A 21156-nucleotide genomic window follows, 5' to 3' on the forward strand; every position below is an offset into this window, starting at 1 on the left:
GCTATGCGGGCTCAATAAGCCCGTAGTTGCCGTCCTTACGGCGATAGATAACGTTGATCTCGTCGGTCTTGGCGTTGCGGAACACGAAGAAGTCGTGGCCCAAAGCCTCCATCTGGAAGGCCGCTTCCTCGGGATCCATGGGCTTCATCTCGAAGCGCTTGACCCGGACGATTTTGGGACCCTCTTCCTCCTCGGGCTTGCGCAGGGCCTCGAGGTCCTGCACCTCGGGGGGCGGAGGCCCCTGGTACGAGTGGCGCTTACCGATAAAACGGCGCTCCTTGAAACGCTTGAGCTGGGTTTCCAGGCGGTCCACCATGCGGTCGATGGCCGCGTAAAGGTCGGGATCCTCCTCCTCCACCCTGACGAGCCCCCCGGGGAGGTCCACCTGCACCTCGGCCTTGGCCTTGCGGGCTACGTGATTGCTACCCGCCAGGGAGAGAACCACCTTGGCCATGAGCTCCCCGTTCTGGTAGCGGTCCAGGCGGGAGAGCTTCCGCTCCACGTAGTCCCGAATGGCGTCGGTGATCTCCAGGTTGCGACCGATGAGTTTGTAGACGTTCATATGCCCTCCTTTCCGCCCCGGTCAGGGCTTTCCCTTACCCTTATGCTACCACCTTCCCCAGGACGTTCGTCCCGCACCACCTGCCCGGCCTTCAGGACCACCACCCGCGCCGGATAGGCTTCCAAAAGCTCCCGGCTATGGGTGGCCACCACCACCGTGGCCCCCCGCTGGTGAGCCGCCTTGAGGATATCCAGCACCTGCAAGGCGTTATCCAGGTCCAGGTTCCCCGTGGGCTCGTCCGCCAGGATCACGGGAGGGTCCAGAAGCAAGGCCCGGGCGATGGCCACCCGCTGGGCCTCCCCCACGGAAAGCTCCTCGGGAAAGGCCCTCTTCTTGTGGACGAGCCCCACCCGGCGCAGGGCGGTGGTGATCCGCTCTCCCCATTCCCTGGGAGGAATCCCCTGCACCCTGAGCACAAAGGCCAGGTTCTCCTCCACCGTCATGTCGGAAAGGAGGCGGTGGTCCTGGAAGACCATGCCGATCCGGCGGCGGTGCAGGGCCACCTGGTCCCCCCTGAGGAGCTTGAGGTTCTGCCCGGCAAAGTACACCGCCCCCTGGGTGGGAAGAAGGCGGCGGAGGATAAGGGCCAGCAGGGTGGACTTCCCGGCCCCGGAGTGGCCCACCACGTAGACGAACTCCCCCTTCTTCACCTCGAGGCTCACGTTGTAAAGCGCCTTGGTCCCCGTGCGGGGGTACTCCAGGCCCACCCGGTGGAAGGCGATCATGTCCCTACTATACGGAAGATAGGCCAGACTTTCTTCTCATGGAAAGGCGCTATAGTGGAAGCTAGGTGAGGGAAGAGATGAAAAAACGCGCATGGCTCATCGCAGGGCTCGGGGTGGCCCTGGCCTTGGTATACGCCCAGCTTCCTCGTCCCCAGGCGGAAAACCTCCTGCAAAACCCCAACGGCCAGGCCCTCCTGGAGGTCTACCAGAGGATCCAGCAGGACTACCTGGAGCCCCTGCCCCGGGAGAAGCTCAACGCCCTCCTGGAAGGGGCCATCGGGGGCATGGTCTCCGCCTTGAAGGACCCCTTCACCAGCTACTCCCCGCCCCAGCGGGCAAGCCTCCGGCAGGAGGACCTCAGGGGAGAGTTCTTTGGCATCGGGGCCACCCTTTCCCCCGCCAACCCTGACGGCACGGGGGCCAAGATCGAAGGGGTGATGAAGGGCCTTCCCGCCCAGCGGGCCGGGATGCGGGCCGGGGATGTGATCCTCGAGGTGGACGGGGTGGACGTCACCGGCCTACCCCTCCAGGAGGTGGTGGCCAGAATCCGCGGCCGCGAGGGCACCAAGGTTACCATCAAGGTTCGTCGGGAAGGCACCCCTGCCCCTTTGGTCTTTGAACTCATCCGGGAAAAGGTGGAGATCATCTCGGTATCCACGGCCCGGATCGGGGACGTGGGGTATGTGGCCTTGGAAACCTTCGGCAACTTCAAGGTGGAGGACCAACTCAAGAAGGCCATCGATGGGCTTAAGGCCCAGGGCATCAAGAAGCTCATCCTTGACCTGCGCGACAACGGAGGCGGCCTCCTAGACCAGGGGTGCGCCGTGGCCAGCGCGTTTCTTAAGGAGGGACCCATCGTTTACACCCGCACCAAGAACCTCACACGGGTCTGGTGCGAGGCCTCCGGGAAGCCTTTATGGGATGGCCCCATGGTGGTCCTGGTGAACGGGAACTCGGCCTCCGCCAGCGAGATCGTGGCCGGGGCCCTCCAGGACTACGGCCGGGCCAAGGTCATCGGGGAGAAGACCTTCGGCAAGGGCGTGGGCCAGACCCCCTACACCCTGGCCAATGGGGGCGAGCTCACCCTGGTCACCTTCGAGTGGCTCACCCCCAAGCGCCGGGCCATCAACAAGGAGGGCCTGAAGCCCGACATCGAGGTGAAGGACACCCGCTTCCCCACTCCCTTCTCCCTGCAAGGGGCCGGGGCACCGCCAGGCGCTGAGGTCAGCGTAACCCTAAACGGCAAGACCGTGAAGGTGAAGGCCGACGCCGAGGGCAAGTTCACCTACGCCGAACCCCAGCGCCAGCGGCCCCTTCCCGAGGACCGGGGGCAGGCGGTCTTGGACCTGGAGCAAGACGCCATCCTCAAGCGGGCTTTGCAGGAGCTTAACGCCACCCGTTAGTCTGGGGGAAAGGCTAAAGGGGCCGGGTTTCTCCGGCCCCTTTAAACCACCCCACCGCGGCTTCATCGGGGTGGGGGCTCAGGTAGTTTCTTCTCTACACCCCTCTTGCGCCAAGGGCTATTTCACCAACGCCCCCGGGGGGATATCCCCCTCCACAGTGACCAGGGCGAGCTTATCCCCTTCCGAAGCCGCCAGGATCATTCCCTGGCTCTCCACGCCCCGGAGCTTGGCCGGTTTCAGATTGGCCACCAGCACCACCTTCTTCCCCACGAGCTCCTCGGGACGGTACCACCGGGCGATGCCGGAAACCACGGTGCGCTCCTCGTTTCCCAGGGAAAGCCTAAGCACCAGAAGCCTATCGGCGTTGGGGTGCTTCTCCGCCGCCACCACCTCCGCCACCCTCAGCTCCACCTTGGCGAAGTCCTCTATGCTGATGGAACGGTCCTCCTTGGTACCCTCCGTTTGACCCTCTCGGGATCCTTTGGCCGCCTCCCTCGGCGCCTCTTTGGGAAAGAGAACCCCCGCCTCCTGGGGAAGGGGAAGGGGTTCCGCCAGGCCCCAGCGCTCCGCCTCCTCGAGGCGCACCTCCTCCCTCAAGCCCAAAGCCCGGCGCAGCTCGGCCATTTTGTCTGGCATGGCCGGGGTAAGGAGGATGGAGGCGATCCTCAAGCCCTCCACCACCCGGTAAAGCACCGCCCTAGCCTCCCCCGGATCCTCCTTGAATAGCTCCCAGGGGCGCTTCTCGTTAATGTAGCGGTTCAGGGCCTTCACATAGGCCATGACCTCCTCGAGGGCCACGTGGAAGCGGAGGTCCCGCACCAGCCCTCTTAGACGCCCCGCAAGCCGCGTCCCCTCCTCCAGCTCCTCCCCGGGAACCGGCTCGGGGATGCGCCCTTCGGCGAAGCGGAAAAGCATGGCCCGGGTGCGCTGGAGAAGATTGCCCAGGTCATCGGCCAAATCTGCCTCGTACCTGGCCCTCAGGGCCTCCTCGCTCACGGGCGTATCCTGGCCGTAGGGAATTTCCCGCAAAAGGTAGTACCGCACCGCGTCCCGGCCATACTTCTCCGTGAGGGCAAAGGGATCCACCACGTTCCCCAGGGTCTTGCTCATCTTCCGTCCATCCGGCCCCAGCAGGAACCCTCCCACGTTCAGGTGCCGGTACATGGGAATCCCCGCCGCCTTCAGCATGGTGGGCCAGAAGACCGCGTGGGGCTTCAGGATGTCCTTGCCGATCAGGTGCCAAGCCTGCGGCCAGAAGGTGGCGTAGCGAGGGTCGTCGGGGTAGCCCAGGGCGGAAACGTAGTTGAGGAGGGCGTCAAACCACACGTAGGTCACGTGGGCTTCATCCCAGGGCAAGGGGATCCCCCAGGGAACCCGGGCCTTGGGCCGGGAGATGGAAAGATCCCCAATGGGCTCGGAGAGCATGGAGAGCACCTCGTTCCTGTACCCCTCAGGGCGGATAAGGTCCGGGTGGGTCTGGAGGTAATCTATGAGCCACTCCCGGTACTTCTCCATGCGGAAGAAGTAGTTCCCCTCCCGCCTCCTCTCCACAGGCCGACCGTGAATGGGGCAGAGATCCCCTTCTAGCTCCTTTTCCGTGTAGAAGCGCTCGCAGCTTACGCAGTAAAGCCCCTCGTACTCCCCGTAGTAGATGTCCCCGGCCTCGTAGACCCTTTGCAACACCCTTTGCACCACCCGCTTGTGCCGTTCCTCGGTGGTGCGGATGAAATCGTCGTAGGCAATGCCCAAAAGCTCCCAGGCCTTGCGGAAGCGCTGGGATACCCGGTCCACGAAGGCCTGGGGTTCTTCCCCCGCCTTCTGGGCTGCCCGGTACACGGTCTCCCCGTGCTCATCCGTGCCGGTCAGGAAGAAGGTCCGGTACCCGTCCAACCGGTGCCAGCGGGCCAGGAAATCCGCCACCACCGTGGTGTAGGCGTGGCCCAGGTGGGGTTCCGCGTTCACGTAGTAGATGGGGGTAGTGATGTAAAAAACCTTTTCCATCCCTCCTCCAAGAAAAACCGGGGCACGCGCCCCGGGCGGGAAGGTCCTTCCCGCCCTAGCCCAAAGGCATGCCCTTCACAACCCCGATTCTACACCTCATGGCAGAATCTCCTCCACCCCCATGGGTCCCGCCACCAGGGCCCGGGTGGCGAGCCCCACGAAGATCCCCGTTTCCACCACCCCGGGGATCTCCAAAAGGGCCTTGTGGAGGCCCAAAGGATCCCCGATGGGGCCAAAGCGCACATCGGCGATGAGGTGGCCCCCGTCGGTGAAATAGACCTCATCCCCGTTCATCCTCAGCTCCGGCTCCCCCCCAAGGGCGCGGATGGCCCTTAGGGTGGCCAGGTGGCCAAAGGGCACGATCTCCACCGGCACCACTCCCCGGCCCAACACGGGCACCTTCTTGGTGTGGTCGGCGATGACGATGAACTCCTTGGCGTTGCTCTCCACGATCTTCTCCCGCAAAAGAGCCCCGCCAAGGCCCTTGATAAGGGAGAGGTCCGGAGCGATCTCGTCAGCCCCGTCAATGGCCAGGTCCACCCCCTCTGGAGGAAGATCCACCAGGGGGATCCCCTCCCTCAGGGCCAGGTCCTTGGTGGCCTCCGAGGTGGGAACCCCCACCACCCCCTTTAACTCCCCTTCTCTCAGCCGCCGGGCCAGCTCCAAAACGGCGTACCTGGCCGTGGATCCCGTGCCCAGGCCCACCACCATGCCATCCTGCACAAAGGCCACCGCCGCATGGGCCGCCTCCTTCTTGTAGCTTTCCAAAGGCCTTTCCATCCTCAAGACCCCCTCAGGGCCCGCAGGGCCTCAGCCACCTCCTCGGCGTGGTCCTCCGGGGATACCTTGCGCCAGACTTGGGCAATCCGGCCCTCGGGATCGATCAGAAAGGTCTGGCGCAAAACCCCCTCGTACTCCTTGCCGTAAAGGTTCTTCTTCCCCCAAGCCCCATAGGCCAGGATGACCTCCCGCTCGGGATCGGCGAGAAGGGGAAAGTTCAAACCGTACTTCTCGGCGAAGCGCTTGTGGCTTTGGACGTCGTCCGCCGACACCCCAAGCACCACGGCCCCCAGCTCCTGCAGATCCCCCATGCGGTCGCGGAAGCCGCAGGCCTCCTTGGTGCAACCCGGGGTGTCGTCCTTGGGGTAGAAGTAGAGAACCACCCACTTCCCCCGGTAATCGGAAAGCCGGTGAATCCGCCCATCCTGGTCCGGCAGGGCAAAGTCGGGCGCAGCAGTTCCAGGTTCCATGAGGGCATCATACCCCAAGCCCCCAGGGCGCGGTAAGGAAAGGAGGCGCTAAAGTTTGTAGCCGAAACGGCGGAGAAGGTCCTTGCGCCAGGCCACCTCGGCCTCGTCCTCCACCCCCAGGGGCTTAAAGCCATCCATGACCCCCAGGATGGCCCGCTGCTCCCCTTCCTCCGCCACCACCACCTTGAGGGGATTGGCAGTGGCGGCATAGATGCGCACCACCTCCGGGCAGGCCTTCACCGCATGAAGCACGTTGATGGGGTAAAACCCCTCCCCTAAAACGATGAGGAAGGTGTGCCCCGCCGCCAGGTTGAGGAGGTTCTTGACCGCAAGATCGGTAAGCTCGGGATCGGTGCCCGAGCGCCGCACCAGGCGCTTGCCGCTGGCCTCGGAAAAGGCCAAGCCGAACTTGATGCCCGGCACGGCGGTCACCAAAGCCTCGTGCAAGTCCTCCACCGTCTTGATGAAGTGGGCCTGGCCCAGGATGACGTTCAGGTTTTCCGGCTTCTCGATGGGAATGAGCTTGAGTTCCATGCCTTCCATTTTACCCGTAGCCCAACCTCCGACCGGCGAAGCCAGAAGGGTGTAGCATGAGGCCTATGGATGTGCTGGAAAAGGCCGTGGCGGGAGAAAGGCTTTCCGAAGCGGAGGTCATGACCCTCTTTGACCTGCCCCTTCCCGAGCTGGCCGCCGCCGCCCACGAGGTGCGCTTGCAAAAGACCGACCCCGAGGTGGTCACCTTCCTCATAGACCGCAACATCAACTACACCAACGTCTGCACCGTGGCCTGCGCCTTCTGTGCCTTTTACCGCACCCGTCGGCAAAAGGACGCTTACACCCTCACCTACGAGGAGATCGCCAAAAAGGTAGAGGAACTCTACCGGGTGGGGGGAAGACGCATCCTCATGCAAGGAGGCGTTAATCCGGACCTGCCTTTGGAGTGGTACCTGGACCTCCTGCGCTACCTCAAGAACCGCTTCCCCGACCTGCGCATCGATGCCTTCAGCCCCGAGGAAATCCTGGGATTGGAACGGCTTACCGGGCTTAAGGCGGAGAAGATCTTGGAAAAACTTATGGAGGCTGGCCTAGACGGGATGCCGGGGGCTGGGGCAGAGATCCTGGTGGACGAGGTGCGGCACAAGGCTGCCCCCGCCCGTATCAAAACCGCCGACTGGTACCGCATCGTGGACGCTGCCCAGGCCCTGGGGCTTTACACCCTGGCCAGCATGGTGATCGGTTTCGGGGAAGGCCCAAGGGAACGTACCCTTCACCTCTTAGGCATCCGCGCCCAGCAAGACAAGGCCCTGAAGCAGTACGGGAATGGCTTTGCTGCCTTCGCCCTTTGGACCCTGCAGGTGGAGCACACCCGCCTGAAGGGAAAGGCTCCTGGAGCCACCGCTCACGAGTACCTGAAAACCCTGGCCATCGCCCGGCTTGCTCTGGACAACTTCGCCCACTTCCAGGCCTCCTGGCCCACCCTGGGGTTCAAGGTGGCCCAAGCGGCGCTTTACTACGGAGCCGACGACTTCGGCAGCACCATGCTGGAGGAAAACGTGGTCTCGGCGGCAGGAGGGCATGGGCGCACCCACGCCACAGTGCGGGAGATCGTGCGCCACATCGTGGACGCGGGCTTCAAGCCCGCGGAGCGGGATCCCCTTTACCGCATCCTGCGGTATCCCGACCCCAAGGCCGTCCTGGGAGAGGAAGCCGAGCTCCCCCTGGCCTAAGCGGGTTCCTTCTGCAAAAGCCCTTGGCGGATCTCCTCGAGGAGAGGGGCCAAGGGTCGGTCCTCCTCGAGGGCTCGCACCAAAGCGCTCCCCACCACCACCCCATCGGCCACCGCCGCCTGGGCCGCGGTTTCCCGCCCCGACACCCCAAAGCCCACGGCCACGGGCAAGGAGGTTTTGGCCTTGATCCGCCGCACCAGCTCCCGTACCTCGTCGGGCAAGCGCTCCCGCTCCCCGGTGACCCCGGTGACGGAAACCGCATAGATGAACCCGGTGGCGTAGCCCACCACGGTTTCCACCCGCCTATCCGTGGAAGTGGGGGCCAGGAGAAATACCGTTTCCAGGCCGATTTCCTGCGCCAGGCGCACCAGGGAGGGGTCCTCATCGGGAGGAAGGTCGGGAAGGATGAGGCCCGTGGCCCCCGCCTGTTTAAAAAGGCTGAAGAACCGCTCCGGCCCCCAGGCCAGCACAGGGTTCAGGTAGGTCATGAGGAAAAGGGGTTTTTCGGTGAGGGCCCGCACCTCCCGGAAGAGCTCCAGAACACCCTGAACGCTCATCCCCTTCCTCAAGGCCTCCTCGCTGGCCCGCTGGATCACCGGGCCGTCCCCCAGGGGATCGGAGTAGGGGAGGCCGATCTCTAAAAGATCGGCGTAGGGCAACACCTCCTTCACCGCCTGCAAAAACCCTTCCCGGCTGGGGAAGCCCGCGGTGAGGTAGGGGATTAAAGCGGCCCGGCCCTCGGCCTTGGCCCGGGCGAAGGCTTCTTTAGTGGTCATAACTCCCCCCCCAGAAGGCGCATCACCTCGGTCACGTCCTTATCTCCCCGGCCCGAGAGGTTGATGACCACGATCTGGTCCTTGTCCATCTCCGGGACCACCTTGGCGGCGTGGGCAATGGCATGGGCGGACTCCAAGGCGGGGATGATTCCCTCGAGGCGGGCGAGGAGCTTGAAGCCCTCGAGGGCCTCCTCATCCGTCACCCCAGCGTACTCGGCGATACCCTGGTCGGCATAGTAGCTGTGTTCCGGTCCCACCCCGGGGTAGTCCAGCCCAGCGGAAACCGAGTGGGCCGGGGTGATCTGGCCATCGTGGTCGTAGAGGAGGTACATGTAGCTTCCGTGAAGCACCCCCCGCTTTCCCGCCCCGATGCTGGCGGCGTGCCTGCCGGTGGAAAGCCCCTCCCCAGCAGCCTCCACTCCAATTAGCCGGGGGCGCTCCTTTTCGGGAAGGTAGGCAAAGGGGGCAAAGAGGCCGATGGCGTTGGACCCTCCACCCACGGCAGCGATGAGGACATCGGGGTAACGGCCAAAAAGCTTGAGGCTTTGTTCCTTCACTTCCTCCCCGATGACGCTTTGGAACTCCCGAACCATCATGGGGTAGGGGTGGGGGCCCACCACCGAGCCCAGGATGTAGAAGGTGGTGCGCACATGGGTGAGCCAGTCCCGGATGGCCTCGTTGGTGGCGTCCTTAAGGGTGCGGCTTCCCGCGGCCACGGGCCGCACCTCCGCCCCCAGAAGCTTCATGCGGAAGACATTCAGGGCCTGTCGCCTTACATCCTCCTCCCCCATGTAAACCACGCATTCTAGGCCGAAAAGAGCGGCCACCGTGGCCACGGAAACCCCGTGTTGCCCGGCACCGGTTTCGGCAATCACCCGCTTCTTGCCCATGCGCCGGGCCAGGAGAGCTTGGCCCAAGGTGTTGTTGATCTTGTGGGCTCCGGTGTGCAGGAGGTCCTCCCGCTTCAGGTAAACCTGGGCCCCACCCCAGTACTCGGAAAGCCTCTTGGCGTGGTAAAGAGGAGTGGGCCGGCCGGCAAAGGTCTTGAGGTAGTATTCAAGTTCCGCCAAGAATGCCGGGTCCTTCTTGGCCTCCCTGTAGGCAGCCTCTACCTCCTCCAGGGCCGGGATCAAGGTCTCGGGGACGTACCTCCCTCCGTAAGGACCGAAGCGTCCTCGAGGGTCAGGCAGGGGAAAGTCTGGCAACCTCAACATACTCGCTCCGGAAACGGGCGCACTGGCGCCGCAAAGCCTACCCATCCTACATGCCGCAAGCCCTTAGAGCCAAGGTCCCTAGGGCCTATACCACCCATGCCACCTGGTGCAGGCAAAGGGGGTGCGGACCCGCATGAGCTTAGGGTAGATCCCTTTGGGCCAAAGGGCAAGTAGACTCAAGGACATGGAGATTGCGGTTTTGGACAAGGGATTCGTGCGCCTGGTGGAGGTGATGGGAAGCGATGCCTCCATCGTCCAGGCGGCCAGGGTATCCTACGGCCCCGGCACCAAGACGGTGCGGGAGGACGCCGCCCTCATCGACTACCTCATGCGCCACCGCCACACCAGCCCCTTTGAGATGGTGGAGTTCAAGTTCCACGTGAAGGCTCCCATTTTCGTGGTGCGCCAGTGGTTTCGCCACCGCACCGCCAGCGTGAACGAGATCTCCGGTCGCTACTCCGTTCTCAAGGAGGAGTTTTACGAGCCACAAGCGTGGCGGAAACAAGCCCGGCGGAACAAGCAAGGCTCCGAGGGGGAGTTTTCCGATGAGGAAGCCTCCCTTCTCCTCAAAGGGGTGGAGCGGGAGGCCTACCAGGCCTACCAAACCCTTCTGGAAAAGGGGATTGCCCGGGAGATGGCCCGCATGGTCCTGCCCCTAAACCTCTACACCGAGTTCTACTGGAAGCAGGACCTCCACAATCTTTTCCACTTCCTGGCCCTGCGCCTGGACCCCCATGCCCAGTGGGAGATAAGGCAGTACGCTAAGGCCATCGCCGAGATCGTCAAGGCCCATGTGCCCCTGGCCTGGCAGAGCTTTGAGGAGCACGTATTAAAGGGAGCCCATCTCTCCCATACGGAAATTAAGGCCCTCCAGGGGCTTCTCACCCCGGAGCTTTACGAAAAGGCCCTCAAAGAGCTTGGCTTGTCCGGTTCCAGGCTCCAGGAGGCCCTGGAAAAGATCTTCCCACGCAGCCACCAGCTCTAGGAAGCTAAGGTTTCCACACGCTTCCCCGTGCGCTCCTCTATGAGCCTGTACAGCTCCTCCTCCGTCAAGGTGGGCACCCCCAGGGCCCGGGCCTTCTCCAGCTTGCTCCCCGGGGCCTCCCCCACCACCAGGTAGCTGGTCTTGCGGCTCACGGAGTCGGTCACCTTAGCCCCTAAGCGCCTTAAGAGGGCCTTCACCTCCTCCCGCGGGCGGGAAAGCTCCCCGGTGATGACGAAGGTAAGGCCCTTTAAAGCCTCCTCCCCCCGTTCCTTGGCCTCCATCTCCACCCGAGCCTCCTTGAGGCGCCTTATCAGGTCCCGGAAGGCAGGGTCCTGCAGGGTTTCGTAAATCCCCCGGGCGGTGAGCTCCCCCACCTCCTCCACCTGGAGGAGTTCCTCCAGGGTGGCCTCGAGGAGGCGGTCCATGGTGCCGAAGTGGGCCGCCAGGTTGCGGGCCAGAACCTCCCCCACCCCCGGCAGCCCCAGGGCATAGAGGAGCCGCTCCAGGCCCCGGCTCCGGCTCTCCTCAATCTGGCGGAGAAGGTTCCCTGCGCTCTTCTTCCCCATGCGTTCGAGGCCCACCAGGTCCTCCTCCTTAAGCCGGTAAAGGTCGGCCACATCCTTCACCAAGCCCTTTTCCAGGAGCTTCTCAATGAGCTTCTCCCCGAGGCCCCCGATGTCCATGGCCTTGCGGGAGGCGTAGTGACGGATGGCCTCAAAGCGTTTGGCCGGGCACAAGGGATTGGGGCAGCGGTGCACCTTGCCCTCCTTGACCAGGCGGTGGCCGCACTCGGGACAGGTTTCCGGCCAGCGAATGGATCTCTCCTCCCCAGTCCTCTTCTCCTTCAGGACCCTGAGGACCTCGGGGATCACCCCCCCCGCCTTGTGCACCAGGACCCAGTCCCCGATGCGCACGTCCAGCTCCTCGATGTAGCTTTCATTGTGCAGGGTAACCCGGCTGACCTCGCTTCCCTCAATGAAGACGGGCTCCAGGATGCCCACCGGCGTCACCCTGCCCGTGCGCCCCACCTGGAAGACCACCTGCAGCAGGCGGGTTTCCTTCTCCTCCGCGGGGAACTTGTAGGCGATGGCAAAGCGCGGGGCCCGGGCGGTGTACCCCAGTTCCCGCCAGAGGGAAAGCTCATCCAGCTTCACCACCACCCCATCCGCCTCAAAGGGCAGGCTTCGCCGCTCCTTCAGCCAGTCCTGGTAGATCCTTTCCACCCCCTCTGCCCCTTCTGCCCGGGCGAAGCCGTGCTCCACGGGAAATCCCTTCTCCCTAAGCCAGTGAAGGAGGTCCAGCTGGGTCTTGAGCCCGCTTTCCTCCAGGCCGAGGCCCAAGGCGTAGAAGGTGGCCCTGAGGCCCCTCCTTGCGGTGATCCGGGGGTCCTTCTGCCTGAGGGAGCCGGCGGCGGCGTTCCTGGGGTTTTTGAAGATCTTCTCTCCCTTTTCCTCCAGCTCCTCGTTGAGGCGGAGGAAGGCCTCTATGGGCATGTACACCTCGCCCCGGACCTCGAGGCGCTCCGGTACCCCTTGAAGCCTTCGGGGAATGGTGGGGATGGTGAGGAGGTTCTGGGTGACCTCCTCCCCTGTTTCCCCGTCCCCCCGGGTGGCCCCCCATACCAGAATCCCTTCCTCGTAGTAGAGGTTCACGGAAAGGCCATCCACCTTGTGCTCCACCGTGTACACGAAGGGCCCCTTCCTCCCCAAGGCCCGCTCGATCCGCTCCTCAAAGGCCCTGACCTCCTCCAGGGTGAAGGCGTTATCCAGGGAGTACATGCGGGTGGGATGGCGGATGGGGCGGAAGGTGGCCTCGAGGGGCTTAGCCCCCACCTGCTCCGTGGGGGAATCCGGGCTTTTGAGCTCGGGAAAGCGTTCCTCCAACTCCTTAAGCTCCCTCAAAAGCCGGTCGTATTCGGCATCGGAGATCTCCGGGGCATCCAGGACGTAGTAACGGTAGTTGTGGTAGCGGATGAGGTCCCGGAGCTCGTTGATCCGTTTGCGTGCCTCTTCCAGGGTCATGCCTCGAGTTTACCGAACCAGGTATAATGCCCTACGGCGAAATGCCATAGGAGGTGGCAGATGAAACGTATTGTGGCCCTTTTGGCGGTATTGGCCTTAGGCCTGGGCTTGGCCCAGGTGCGTGTGGGAATCGCCTTTGATGCGGGCGGCAAGTTTGACCGCTCCTTTAACCAATCCGCTTGGGAAGGAGCCCAGAAGGCGGCCAAGGACTTCGGGGTTAAGCTCTTCGACTTCGAACCCGCCGACCCCTCCCAGGTGGGCCAGGGCATCCGCACCTTCGCCGAGGAGGGCTTTGACCTGGTGATCGGGGTGGGCTTCGCCAACGAGCCCGCCATCACCGCCACCGCCAAGGAGTTCCCCAAGGTAAACTTTGCGGTGATCGACGCCGTCCCCGGGGAAGGCAAGCTGCCCAACGCCCTAGGCCTGGTCTTCCGGGAGCACGAAGGAAGCTTCCTGGTGGGCTACATCGCCGGCAAGATGACCCGCACCGGGGTGGTGGGCTTCATCGGCGGCATGGACATCCCCCTCATCCACAAGTTTGAGGCGGGCTTCCGGGCCGGGGCAGAGTACGCCTTCAAGGAGGACAAGATCCAGGGCAAGGTCCTGGTGGGGTACGTGGGCAACACCCCCGCCGCCTGGAACGACCCCGCCAAGGCCAAGGAGATCGCCGCCGCCCAGGTGCGCCAGGGAGCCGACATCATCTACGCCGCTGCCGGTGGTTCGGGCCTGGGACTCATCGACTACGTGAAGCAGGCCAAGTGCCTGAAGGAAGGCGGGGCCATCCGCTTCGTACGGAAGGCGGACCCCTACGCCAAGGTGCCCAAGTACGCCGACTACACCAAGACCTGCGGCACCGACGGCACCAAGGCCACCCCCCTCTTCTTCATCGGGGTAGACGCCAACCAGAACTACCTAGGGGACACCGACAACAACCCCAACACCCTGAACCACGGCCTCACCTCCATGCTGAAGCGGGTGGACGTGGCCACCTACGAGGTCATCAAGAGCGTGGTCCAGAAGGCCTTCAAGGGTGGGGTGCGGGAGTTCGGCCTGGCCAACAACGGGGTGGGCTACGCCCTGGACGAGTACAACAAGGCCCTGATCCCCGCTGCGGTGGTGAGCAAGCTGGAGGTTTTGAAGCAACAGATCATCAAGGGCCAGCTCAAGGTACCTGAAAAGCGCTAAAAGAAGGGCTACCTAACCTAGGCCGGGGGTTCCCCCGGCCTTTTTGTATACTCCGGGCGTGGAGGCTAGCGGAACCATCGCAAAGGCCCTGGTGCTCAAGGGCATCACCAAACGCTTCCCCCTGGTCCTGGCCAACGACCACATCAGCCTGGACCTGAACTGGGGCGAGGTCCTGGCCCTGGTGGGGGAGAACGGGGCGGGGAAGTCCACCCTGATGAAGATCGTCTACGGTCTGCAGCCGCCGGACAAAGGGGAGATGTGGGTGGACGGCAAACCCTACCGACCCAAGAGCCCCCTGGACGCCATCGCCCACGGCATCGGCATGGTCCACCAGCACTTCATGCTGGTGGAGCCCTTCACCGTGCTGGAGAACCTGGTCCTGGGCCTCGAGCCGGGAAGCCCTCTATACCTCAATCTGGACGAGGCCAGGAAGCGGGCCACCGCCCTCATGGAGGAGCTGGGCTTCCAGGTCCCCCTGGACGAGCGCATCGAGAACCTCCCCGTGGGCTTGCAGCAGCGGGTGGAGATCCTCAAAGCCCTCTACCGCCAGGCCAAAATCCTCATCTTGGACGAACCCACCGCCGTCCTAACCCCCCAGGAGGCAGAGGAGCTTTTCCGCTTTCTCAGGGCCTATGTGGCCAGGGGAAACGCCGCCATCTTCATCAGCCACAAGCTGAAGGAGGTGCTTTCCGTGTCCGACCGGGTCACGGTGATCCGGGACGGAAGGGTGGTGGGCACGGTGAAGACCCCGGAAACCTCCTTGGAGGAGCTGGCCCGGATGATGGTGGGAAGGGAGGTGGTCCTGAGGGTGGAAAAGGGCCCTGCCCGGCCCGGCGAGGTGGTGCTGGAGGTGGAGGGCCTCGAGGCGCCCCCCAGGCTAAGGGGGGTGAGCTTCTTCGTACGGGCTGGGGAGATCGTGGGCATCGCCGGGGTGGAAGGGAACGGCCAGAGCGAGCTGGTGGAGGCCCTGGCGGGCCTGCGCAAGTACCGGGGAACGGTGCGCTACCTGGGCCGCCCTCTTCCCCACCTGGCCCTCAAGGTCCGGGAGGCGGGCTTGAGCCATATTCCCGAAGACCGGCTTGCTAGGGGTTTGGTCCTGGACTTCTCCGTGCGGGAAAACGCCATCCTAGGGGACCAGCACCGCCCCCCCTTCCGGAGCTTCCTGGGCTTTCTGGACGGGAAGGCCATGGAGCAGCACGCCCGGACCCTGGTGGAAACCTTTGACGTCCGCCCTCGCTCCACGGACCTCTCCGCCCGGCGCTTCTCCGGGGGGAACCAGCAGAAGATCGTGGTGGGCAGGGAGCTTTTGCGGAGGCCCCGCCTCCTCATCGCCGCCCAGCCCACCCGGGGCGTGGACGTGGGGGCCATAGAGTTTATCCACCAGCGCCTGGTGGAGGCCCGCGACCAGGGCCTGGCGGTGCTTCTGGTTTCCGCCGACCTTTCCGAGGTGATCAGCCTCTCAGACCGCATCCTGGTCATGTACGAGGGGCGCATTGTGGGAGAACTCACCCCGGAGGAAGCCAAGGAAGAGCGCCTAGGCCTCCTGATGGCGGGCGTGCCCGCCTAGTCGCCGCGGAACTCCCCGGCCACCCCGCCCAGGACCACCACCTCCCCGGTCTTCAGGGCGTAGCGCACCCGCTCCCCCCGCACCACACCCCTTTCATCCCGGCTTTCCACCTTCCCATATAGGAAGGCGTACCCTTCCTTTTCCCTAAGAAGCGCCCGCTCAGCCTTGGTGGTGCGCCCGCCCTGGGTAAACTCCACCCCTCCGAGAAGCCAAAGCCGGTCCTCGTCCAGAAGATAGCGCAAGGAACCCGCCTTGCCCGAAAGGGGTTTTTCCCCTTCGCGGCGTACTTCCAGGGGACCCTCCAATAGGGCCTCCCCGGTGTCGTTTCGGTAGCGGAGCCTCCGCCCCTCCACCCGCACCTGCCCTTGGGCCACCGCCACCTTTCCGGGAGCCGGCCTTAGCTCCAGCCGGCCTTCCTCCTCCAGGTACCGGGCCTCTCCCCCGGAGAGGAAGAGCTCCTCCACCCCACCCCGCTCCACCACCGCCAGGGGCCCCCTGGCCTCCACCTCCTCCCCCAGGCGCACCTCCACCCCCTTGGGGTCAAAGAGGACGAGCCGGAGGTAGCGCTCCCCTTTCCCCTCGCCGGCCCTTCGCAAACGCATCAGGTAGGGAAGCCCCTCCTGTTCCCAATCGGGGTTATAGGCCACCTCCACCCTTTCCCCCACCTTCAACCCCTCCTCCACCGCGCTTCCCAGATCCCTGAAGAAGGCTCGGTTCTCCACCTGGACCCTCTCGGGGGAAAGGGCTTGCAGCTCCCCCACCAGGAGGTCGCCGTAGTCCGCGTAGAAGAGGCTTCCCTCCTCCCCGCTCACCCAGGCCACCACCTTCTTCTCCTTCCGGGTGAGCTCCACCTGGGGGTGGAAGACCTCCTGGGCCAGGGCGAGGAGGCAAAGGGCGGCCACCCCAAGGAGGAACCTTGGGGCACGGCGGCAAGGGCGAGAGAGGAGCACCTTGAACCCCGCCTACTTCTCCCCAAGCTTCCTAAACTCCCCCACGGGCAGGCGGAACTCCTTGCCGTAAACCCGCACCTGGTGGCGGTTCACATTGTGCTGGAGCGTGTTCCCCGAAAGCCTGAACCCCTCCTTCTTGTTCTCGCTCACCGCCGGCCTGCCCAAAACGATGGCCTCCCCGGTGGTATCGTCGTAGTAGAGGCTCTCCCCCGTGGTGACCAGATCCCCATCCTGGAGCCGCACCCCCCCGGTGGCGATGAGTTTTTTGGTTCCGGTGAGGCTCCGCACCTCCTTGGCCCGGATCACCAGGTCCCCGTCCTTGCGCTTGCGGGTGAGGACCACCTCCTTGGGATCGGTGAACACCGCCAGGCCCTTCTCCTCCTCATAGTAGACAAAGGCGGCCCGCCCCTCCTGGTTCCCGCTCCTTAGGAGGGCATTTTCGCTGCTGGAGGTGTCCGTGTCCACCTGGAAGGTCATGCGGCTCGCCTCCACCTCCACCGGGTCCTCCCCCGGCTTGGGCTCCTGGCGCATGCGGGCCGGGCCCAGAAGCTCCCCCTCCCCGGTTTTCTCCCGGTAGACCAGAACCGGCCCCCTGGCCTCCACCCGGCCCCGGCGCACCACCACCCCGCCCTCAAAGCGGGCCTCCCGCTCCCCCTCCGCTTCCTGCATGGTCTTGCCCTTGGGAGCGGTGAGGGTGGCCTTGGGGGAGCGGATCTCCAGATCCTTCACCCGGCCCCTCACCTCCCCCTCAAAGGTCCAGGGACCGTAGCGCAGGTCCCCTGAAAGCCGACCCCCTTCCACCTGAATAACCCGGACCCCGGAAGCGGCCAAGGCCAAACCCAAAAGGGACAACCAAACCCACCTTCTCATGGGCTACCTCCTTCCACGGCACAAGGACCAAAGGTGCCACCCGCGGGAAACTCAAACCGCGGGCTTTCCGCCTCTATGCGCTCCATGCCGAAATCCGAGCGAAAGCCCTGGGCCTCCCCCCTAAGGTTAGGGGCCTCAATCCGCACCCAGGGGGCGAAAAACCCCTCCTTCTGACGGATGAGGACCTCCCCCCTGCCCGGGGCGGAAAGCTGGAGGCGGAAGCATCCCTTCAGGATCTCCACCCGGGCGAAAGGAGCCCGCAGGTTGTCCCCTGGCTCCACCGCCACCTCGGGGGCGAAAAGGCGCAGGTCCAACCGGTCCCCCACATAGCGCTCCCCCCTAAGCCCCCCCTGGATGCGGAAAACTCCTCCCTCCTCCACCATCTCCTGGGCGGTGAACCGCCACTCCACCCCCTCCTCCTCGGGGAAAAGGTAGAACTCCACCCCCTTAAGGCGCACGCCTTCCGTGGGCAAGGGCTTGGGCGGGGGCCGGAGGAACCAAAAAATCACACCGAAGATGACAACAAGAAGAAGGGGGAGCCGCACCACCTTCCCACCTTACCCAAGGCCCCTTGAGAAAGATGACAAGACCCGCAAGCCCTTTCAGCCTAAGACATCCCGCGGGTTCCCCCGTACCCGCAGGTTCACCCAGGTCTTGCGCAGGCGCAGGAGGAGCTTCAAGGGACGGTAGAGGGGGGAAAGGGGCAGGGTGTAGGCGGGAAACTGGACGCGCCTACCCCCAAACCCCTCCTTGAAGCGCCATATCCCCTCCGCGTGGCTGCCCTCCGGGGTCCTGGGCACGCCCCAGAGGTCGTAGATGCGGTAGCCGCGTCCGATCCCATGGCGGATGGCCGCCAGGTGCATGCCCATGGGAGCCTTGGCCTCGGGGTGGGCGCGGCTGCTTCCCCCATAAAGGTAGTCCACCTTACCGGCGAAGGCCACGAAAAGCCCCGCCGCCAAGGCCTCCCCCTCCCTACGGGCCACGGCCAAGAAGGCCTCCCCATAGGGCTGGTTCATCTCCCTGAGCACCGCCTGGTAGTACTCCTTTGCGTGCTGCAGGAGCTTGGCCCGACGGTTGGTCTCCTCAAAGAGGCGGAAGAACTCGGGAAAGGCCTCCTCCCCCTCCACGCAAAGCTCCGTGCGCTTGAGGGCCAGGCGAGCGTTGCGGCGGTGCATCTCCTTCATCCCCTTAAGGAGGGCTTCTTCCCCTTGGGTGAGGTCCAGCCATACAGAATAGGCAGGCTGGATGGATTCCTCGAGGAGGAGGCCAGGGAAGGTGGGGGGAGGTTCCCCCGCCGGCAATCCCGCTTCGGGCTCGAGGACCAGGTGGGTACCCCGCACCCCCTGGGCCAGGGCCTTAGCCACCAGGGGCAGGTCCTCGAGGCGGGAAAGGGCAGGTCCCCTAGGGGCATAGGCCAGGCGGAGACCCCCAGGCAGGGGGCGCAGCAGCACCTGGGCCGCCCCCAGAAGCCCCTCCTTTCCGTAGACCGCAAGCCGCCTGGGCACCCAGCCGGAAAGCCGCTTCACCTCCCCCCAGCCCCAGGACTGCAGGGCGCTGGTGATGGGGAGGCTGGAAACCAGCCGGTTCCAGGCCTCAGGATCGGTGATCTCTAAAAGCTCGGCCACCCCCTAAGCGTACAGGGCCTGGGCCAGCTCTTCTAGGAGGCCGTTCCCCTCCAGGGGTAGCCGCTTCTCCTCCAAATAGGCCTCCAGGTGGGAAACCAGGCGAGGGTCCTGCACCCGGGCCGCCCGCTCCCTCAAGGGCACCAAAGGCCAGCCGAAGGCCAGGTGGCCCAGGAGGTCATAGAGGTCGTATTCACCGGGGAGAATGCGCCGCAAAAGGGCCTCGGTCCAGCCCTTGGCCAAAAGGTTTTGCAGAAGGGCACGGCGGCTTGCCGTCTTTCGCCAAAGAAGCTTGAAGCGGGCCTCCTCAGGCAAGGCATGCCGCAAGCGGCTACCCACCTCCTCGAGGCTATTCACCCGTTCCCCGCCGGGCAGCACATACCCTTCCCGGGCAAGAAGGTTCTCCACCACCTCCTTGAGCCGGCGGCTGGAAACGGGCTTCTCCAGGAAAAGATCCGCCCCCAAAGCCCGGCTGGGTCCCTCCAGCTCCCTGCCACCCCCGGTGAACATGATCACCGGCACCTTGGCTAGGCGCCGCACCGCCCGGATGCGCCCCAAAAGGGTGAGGCCATCCATATCCGGCATCATGATGTCCAAGAGAATCAGATCCGGGGTTTCCCTGCGCAGGTACTCCAGGGCCGCTTTGGCCGAATCCGCCAGCACCACCTGATGGCCCGCCCCGGAAAAGAGCAACTCCAAAAGGTGCAGCAGGCGGAGGTCATCGTCCACCACAAGCAGCCGCGCCACAAAGGCCATGCTAAGGGAGGCACCTTTTCCCTGTCTACGGGAAGCGGTAGGATGGAGGGCATGAGGATCGCCTTCCAGGGAACGGAAGGAGCCTATAGCGAGGAGGCCCTCCTCAGGAACTTTCCCGGCTCTACCCCCATAGGCTTTCCCACCTTCCACCAGGTCTTCGAAGCGGTGGAAGCAGGGGAAGCGGAACTCGGGGTGGTGCCCGTGGAGAACACCACCGCAGGCAGCATCAACCAGACCTACGACCTGCTCCTGGAAAGCGACCTCCACGTGGTGGGAGAGATCATCCACCGGGTGGAGCACTGCCTCCTCGCTCCCGAGGGCACCGAACTCAAAGACCTCAAGGCGGTCAAAAGCCATCCCCAGGCCCTAGCCCAGTGCGACGGTTTCCTGGCCCGCATGCGCCTTACCCCCATCCCGGTTTTTGACACGGCAGGGGCAGCCCGGTCCCTATCGGAGAACCCCGAGCCCGGGGTGGGGGCCATCGCCAGCCGGCGGGCCGCGGAGCTTTACGGCCTAAAGGTGCTGGCGGAAAACATCGAGGATTATCCCCACAACTACACCCGCTTTTTCGTCATCGGGCGAGAGGAAGCCCCAAAGGGAGAAGGTCCCCACAAGACCAGCATCGTCTTCGCCGTGCGCCACCGGCCCGGGGGGCTTTTGGAAGCTCTTTCCGTGTTCGCCGAGGCCGGGGTGAACCTCACCAAGCTGGAGTCGCGGCCTAGGCGCGATAAGCCCTTCAGCTACCTCTTCTACCTGGACCTCGAGGGCCACCTGGAAGATCCCGGCCCCGCCCAAGCCCTTCTGGGCCTTCTCAGACGGGCCGCCTTCCTTAAGGTTCTGGGCTCCTATCCCGCCTACCGCAACGGCGTCTAACCGGGGCGTACGTCCACCACCCGCTCCCCGGCAGCCCGAAGCCGGTCAGGGACACCCTCCACATCCTCCCCTACCACCCTCAGGACCAAGCGCTGGTACCCGTTCAAGTGGGCAGCGGTAGCGATGGACACGATGTTGGCCGGGGGAACCGCCCGGGCCATCTGGGCCAGGGCCCCGGGCACATCCGGGATGTCCACGGTGATGCGCAAGCCCCCCATCTTGAGCCCTAACACCTCAATGAAAGCCCTCAGGACATCGGTCACGGTGATGATGCCCACCAGCTTATCCCCTTCCATCACCGGGAGGCCGCCGATCTTCCTCTCCTCCATCAAAAGGGCTGCCTTCTCCAGGGGCGCGTCGGCCTCCACGGTGATCACGGGCTTGGCCATAACCTCCTGCACCGTGAGCTTGGAGAGGAGGTAGTTCATCTCCCACACGGAGAGGGTGGTGGCCTTGGAGGGCATGGCGTCCTTGAGGTCCTTGTCGGTGACCAGGCCAATGAGCTTCCCGTCCTTTACCACCGGCAACCGCCGGAAACCCTTGTTCTTCAAAAGGTTGATGGCCTCCAGCACCGGGGTATCCGGGGCCACGGTGAGGGGGTCCTTGGTCATCCAGTCCCTGACCAGCATGGCTTCACCTCCGGTTCTCAGTCTACCCAGGGTTGGCGGG

Annotated in this window: 21 protein-coding genes; 6 read left to right on the forward strand and 15 right to left on the reverse strand. The window is 64.5% G+C overall.

Annotated features, from left to right (window positions below; translation table 11 throughout):
- Position 1: 1 nt before the first annotated feature.
- Positions 2-562: a ribosome hibernation-promoting factor, HPF/YfiA family gene (gene hpf, locus G584_RS0106040; protein ID WP_028493812.1), complete on the reverse strand. Its 561-nt coding sequence runs from the start codon at positions 560-562 to the stop codon at positions 2-4.
- Entirely contained in the window at positions 559-1287 is a 729-nt protein-coding gene (gene ftsE / locus G584_RS0106045) for a cell division ATP-binding protein FtsE (RefSeq protein WP_028493813.1), read from the reverse strand. The genes hpf and ftsE overlap by 4 nt, the downstream gene beginning before the upstream one ends.
- Positions 1288-1364: 77 nt before the next feature.
- Here ftsE and G584_RS0106050 point away from each other — a divergent pair, with 77 nt between their 5' ends.
- Complete coding sequence (locus G584_RS0106050) at positions 1365-2690, forward strand: S41 family peptidase (RefSeq protein ID WP_028493814.1); 1326 nt, start codon at positions 1365-1367, stop codon at positions 2688-2690.
- Between the two features lie 117 nt (positions 2691-2807).
- Here G584_RS0106050 and metG read toward each other — a convergent pair whose 3' ends face one another.
- From metG to G584_RS0106070, 4 genes are all read right to left on the reverse strand, one after another.
- Complete coding sequence (metG, locus tag G584_RS0106055; RefSeq protein ID WP_028493815.1) at positions 2808-4691, reverse strand: methionine--tRNA ligase; 1884 nt, start codon at positions 4689-4691, stop codon at positions 2808-2810.
- A gap of 96 nt (positions 4692-4787) precedes the next feature.
- Positions 4788-5471 (reverse strand): ribose-5-phosphate isomerase RpiA, encoded by a 684-nt coding sequence (gene rpiA, locus G584_RS0106060; RefSeq protein WP_028493816.1) that lies wholly within the window; start codon positions 5469-5471, stop codon positions 4788-4790.
- A gap of 2 nt (positions 5472-5473) precedes the next feature.
- Positions 5474-5941 (reverse strand): thioredoxin-dependent thiol peroxidase, encoded by a 468-nt coding sequence (gene bcp, locus G584_RS0106065; RefSeq protein WP_028493817.1) that lies wholly within the window; start codon positions 5939-5941, stop codon positions 5474-5476.
- Positions 5942-5989: 48 nt separating this feature from the next.
- Positions 5990-6475, reverse strand: coding sequence for an adenosine diphosphatase (locus G584_RS0106070; protein WP_028493818.1), 486 nt, complete (start codon positions 6473-6475; stop codon positions 5990-5992).
- A gap of 56 nt (positions 6476-6531) precedes the next feature.
- On the opposite strand from G584_RS0106070, the gene mqnC reads away from it, so the two are divergent.
- Positions 6532-7668, forward strand: coding sequence for a cyclic dehypoxanthinyl futalosine synthase (mqnC, locus tag G584_RS0106075; RefSeq protein WP_028493819.1), 1137 nt, complete (start codon positions 6532-6534; stop codon positions 7666-7668).
- On the opposite strand, the gene trpA is transcribed toward mqnC, so the two are convergent.
- Both trpA and trpB read right to left on the reverse strand, forming a co-directional pair.
- Positions 7665-8444, reverse strand: coding sequence for a tryptophan synthase subunit alpha (trpA, locus tag G584_RS0106080; protein WP_028493820.1), 780 nt, complete (start codon positions 8442-8444; stop codon positions 7665-7667). The two genes, mqnC and trpA, sit on opposite strands and share 4 nt — an antisense overlap.
- Positions 8441-9658: a tryptophan synthase subunit beta gene (trpB, locus tag G584_RS0106085; RefSeq protein WP_028493821.1), complete on the reverse strand. Its 1218-nt coding sequence runs from the start codon at positions 9656-9658 to the stop codon at positions 8441-8443. Before trpB ends, trpA begins: the two co-directional genes overlap by 4 nt.
- Positions 9659-9842: 184 nt before the next feature.
- Here trpB and thyX point away from each other — a divergent pair, with 184 nt between their 5' ends.
- A complete protein-coding gene (gene thyX / locus G584_RS0106090) occupies positions 9843-10643 on the forward strand; it encodes an FAD-dependent thymidylate synthase (RefSeq protein ID WP_028493822.1) in 801 nt (266 codons plus the stop codon).
- On the opposite strand, the gene ligA is transcribed toward thyX, so the two are convergent.
- Positions 10640-12664: an NAD-dependent DNA ligase LigA gene (gene ligA / locus G584_RS0106095; RefSeq protein ID WP_028493823.1), complete on the reverse strand. Its 2025-nt coding sequence runs from the start codon at positions 12662-12664 to the stop codon at positions 10640-10642. The genes thyX and ligA overlap by 4 nt on opposite strands.
- A gap of 60 nt (positions 12665-12724) precedes the next feature.
- Here ligA and G584_RS0106100 point away from each other — a divergent pair, with 60 nt between their 5' ends.
- Positions 12725-13849, forward strand: a complete 1125-nt coding sequence (locus G584_RS0106100; protein ID WP_028493824.1) for a BMP family lipoprotein — start codon at positions 12725-12727, stop codon at positions 13847-13849.
- 76 nt (positions 13850-13925) lie between these two features.
- Positions 13926-15416 (forward strand): ABC transporter ATP-binding protein, encoded by a 1491-nt coding sequence (locus G584_RS0106105; RefSeq protein WP_028493825.1) that lies wholly within the window; start codon positions 13926-13928, stop codon positions 15414-15416.
- On the opposite strand, the gene G584_RS0106110 is transcribed toward G584_RS0106105, so the two are convergent.
- Genes G584_RS0106110 through G584_RS0106130 form a run of 5 tightly spaced genes read right to left on the reverse strand, consistent with a single transcriptional unit; the run spans position 15413 to position 19614 of the window.
- Positions 15413-16318, reverse strand: coding sequence for a hypothetical protein (locus tag G584_RS0106110; RefSeq protein WP_028493826.1), 906 nt, complete (start codon positions 16316-16318; stop codon positions 15413-15415). The two genes, G584_RS0106105 and G584_RS0106110, sit on opposite strands and share 4 nt — an antisense overlap.
- Positions 16319-16378: 60 nt before the next feature.
- A complete protein-coding gene (locus G584_RS0106115; protein ID WP_028493827.1) occupies positions 16379-17236 on the reverse strand; it encodes an LptA/OstA family protein in 858 nt (285 codons plus the stop codon).
- Positions 17233-17784, reverse strand: coding sequence for a hypothetical protein (locus G584_RS0106120; protein WP_028493828.1), 552 nt, complete (start codon positions 17782-17784; stop codon positions 17233-17235). The genes G584_RS0106115 and G584_RS0106120 overlap by 4 nt, the downstream gene beginning before the upstream one ends.
- A gap of 54 nt (positions 17785-17838) precedes the next feature.
- Complete coding sequence (locus G584_RS0106125; RefSeq protein ID WP_028493829.1) at positions 17839-18861, reverse strand: lipid II:glycine glycyltransferase FemX; 1023 nt, start codon at positions 18859-18861, stop codon at positions 17839-17841.
- Between the two features lie 3 nt (positions 18862-18864).
- Positions 18865-19614, reverse strand: a complete 750-nt coding sequence (locus tag G584_RS0106130; RefSeq protein ID WP_028493830.1) for a response regulator — start codon at positions 19612-19614, stop codon at positions 18865-18867.
- Positions 19615-19665: 51 nt separating this feature from the next.
- Between G584_RS0106130 and pheA the strand changes: the two genes are divergently transcribed.
- Entirely contained in the window at positions 19666-20487 is an 822-nt protein-coding gene (gene pheA / locus G584_RS0106135; RefSeq protein WP_028493831.1) for a prephenate dehydratase, read from the forward strand.
- Here pheA and G584_RS0106140 read toward each other — a convergent pair.
- On the reverse strand, positions 20484-21116 hold the full coding sequence (locus G584_RS0106140) for a CBS and ACT domain-containing protein (protein ID WP_028493832.1): 633 nt from the start codon (positions 21114-21116) through the stop codon (positions 20484-20486). The two genes, pheA and G584_RS0106140, sit on opposite strands and share 4 nt — an antisense overlap.
- Positions 21117-21156: the final 40 nt, after the last annotated feature.

Source organism: Thermus antranikianii DSM 12462 (genome assembly GCF_000423905.1).
Classification (GTDB): domain Bacteria; phylum Deinococcota; class Deinococci; order Deinococcales; family Thermaceae; genus Thermus; species Thermus antranikianii.